This is a genomic window from Megasphaera sp. AF13-6AC, from assembly GCF_027685385.1.
Taxonomy (GTDB): domain Bacteria; phylum Bacillota; class Negativicutes; order Veillonellales; family Megasphaeraceae; genus Megasphaera; species Megasphaera micronuciformis.
In genome coordinates this window covers 1-2,516 of the sequence record NZ_JAQCUN010000089.1, presented here as the reverse complement: position 1 = coordinate 2,516, position 2,516 = coordinate 1, and the positions used below count along the sequence as shown (strand labels likewise).

Annotated in this window: 2 protein-coding genes and 1 pseudogene; 1 reads left to right on the top strand and 2 read right to left on the bottom strand. The window is 43.0% G+C overall.

Annotated elements, in window-relative coordinates; genetic code table 11:
- Positions 1 to 206: pseudogene (locus PGX78_RS05860) on the bottom strand (hypothetical protein); the annotation flags it as partial.
- Positions 207 to 209: 3 nt separating this feature from the next.
- A complete protein-coding gene (locus tag PGX78_RS05855) occupies positions 210 to 815 on the bottom strand; it encodes a hypothetical protein (protein ID WP_270445860.1) in 606 nt (201 codons plus the stop codon).
- Between the two features lie 887 nt (positions 816 to 1,702).
- Here PGX78_RS05855 and PGX78_RS05850 point away from each other — a divergent pair.
- On the top strand, positions 1,703 to 2,516 hold an 814-nt coding region (locus PGX78_RS05850; protein WP_270445859.1), incomplete at its 3' end, for an acetyl-CoA C-acyltransferase.

Genomic DNA, 2,516 nt, shown 5'->3' with positions numbered 1-2,516 from the left:
TGGTGGTAAGGGCGGTCTTCGTGAATGAATATGGGGTAAATGCCGTAGTTCTTCATAGCCAGAGAATGGATAATGCGCGTATAGTCGCGACCGAATTCCGTACGAAAATCGCCGCTGCGACTGTACAGCTTGCCGGCACGAGCCGAAGCATATTGCCAGTGCGGATGATTTTCATCCATGCGAACGGACGCAAAAGCTCCTTTCATAAGCTACCTCTTTTCCCGTAAGGCCTCTAAACTGCGAGAGGCTTCTTCCGTATCGATATATTGGGCTTCCTTGTCGAATACCTCAAGATGCAATCTTTTTTTAGCTTCCTTGCGAATTTTTTTATACAAGTCCTTAGGGAACTCGTCGTCATGATAGGTGATTCCTCGCGGGAAAACGGCTTCCCTCTCCAGAATATAGCCTTCCGGAACGTCTCGAGACTGACGAGGATGATACAAGTCGAACCAGAGGTAAAAGGCCTGTCTGCCGCTTCTGTTAATAACTTCAAAGCACGCCGCCCCGTCTTTTATTTCATCAAGATGAAAATAGACGGGCCCGCCTGTCGTCAGTGATCGTAATCGGGATAAGTAGGCCCAAGCCCCGAAAAGACCGTTTACCGGTACGGGGGAAGTCTTATCGAAACCGAAACGGCCGACTGCTTCAGGCAAAACGTCCACGTCGGAACCTTGAACTATGGCAGATTTTAAATGCTCGTCCAATAATTCATTCTGAGCCTTTGCATTATTGAATAAGGCTAAAGCCTCGTCATATATTTGGGTATCTACAGGCTGAAGACTCGTCGTACCGATGAACTTATTTATAAAAGACATGACCTACCTCCTCTTTTTATGTTTTATATTATACGTGTATCTGCAGATACTGTCGAGATAAGTCGCCCTGTCGACTCAATCGCCTCTATTTTGTATATTTACGAGTTTTGTTGTGACCTGTCGGGGTTTTATGATTTTACCTCATCTTTGATATTTAAAGATGTAAACTAAAGTTTTAAAGTTTTTTCTCTTATTTTTACATTTAAATTCTTAAGTTTACCTGCTAATTTTCTTCTTCCATCTCTGCTTTTTAGCTGTATTTTCTCCATATTTTTTATTGGCAACCCCGAATTATGAGTGTTTATCATACGCACCACACATCCATAACTTTTTAGGCTATTGCATTATTTTTTTAAGAGAGTATCATAAAGACAAGAAAAGAAAGTTCAAATAAGAACATACTTTTATAGCATTTCAATCTTTACTTTATTACATTAACAAAAGGAGGCGGGCGATATGACTTCGATGAACGAAAATATGAAACTGATGGTTTCCGTTGCCGTACTTTTCAGCTTCGGCTTCATTTCGAACCTGTTCTAATTAAAACAGTAACACGTAAAAGAAGAGACATTCCCGTAAAAGGAATGTCTCTTTTTATATACTTCTTACTATAGCTCTGAAGATCCTCTTCGTTCATAACCGTTAGCCGCTTATATTTTCTTCATGTATACCCTACGGTTACTGTTCCTTTGCTCTCAATAGCTAGAAAGTATAACTTTTTTTTCTTTTCCCCCTTGTATTTATGAGTAAAAAAATATACTATATAGATATGGAGATTGTGAAAACAGTAACGATATATTTTACGAGTATGTCGTGCATGCTTTCCTTCTTCACGGTTATAATGATTTTTACATTCACTATAAACGAGTTGAGAAAGGGTGGTATTCATGAAAGATGTAGTAATCGTAAGTGCTTGCCGTACGGCTATCGGTAAATACGGCGGCGCATTCAAAGACGTTCCGGCTGTAGACTTGGGCGCCGTAGTTATTGAAGAAGCAATCAAACGTGCCGGCATTGCTAAGGACGCAGTCGACGAAGTCGTAATGGGTAACGTATTACAATCCGGCCTCGGTCAGAACCCTGCTCGTCAGGCTATGATCAAAGCAGGCATGCCTGTTGAAACTCCGGCTATGACAATCAACAAAGTCTGCGGTTCCGGTCTGCGTTGCGTATCTTTGGCAGCACAGATTATTAAAGCCGGCGATGCCGACGTTATCGTTGCAGGCGGCATGGAAAACATGTCTCAGGCACCCTATCTCGTACAAAAAGCTCGTTGGGGCTATCGTATGGGCGACGGCAAGCTCGTTGATGAAATGATCAAAGACGGCTTGTGGGACGCATTCAACAACTACCATATGGGTATTACGGCTGAAAACGTTGCTGAAAAATTCGGCGTTACTCGTGAAGTTCAGGACGAATTGGCTGCATCTTCTCAGGCTAAAGCTGTTGAAGCCATTAAATCCGGTGCATTCAAAGACCAAATCGTTCCTGTCGTTATTCACGGCAAAAAGGGCGACATCGTTGTTGACACGGATGAATTTCCGCGTGAAGGCGTTACGGCTGAAGGCCTGGGCAAATTAAAACCCGCTTTCAAACGCGACGGCGGCACGGTTACGGCCGGCAATGCTTCGGGTATTAACGACGGTGCGGCAGCATTCGTTGTTATGTCCGCTGACAAAGCTAAAGAATTGGGTATCAAAC

Bases quoted from the DNA above. Each gene is read 5' to 3' on its own strand.
- PGX78_RS05855 (WP_270445860.1), bottom strand. From the start codon at position 815: ATGTCTTTTATAAATAAGTTCATCGGTACGACGAGTCTTCAGCCTGTA.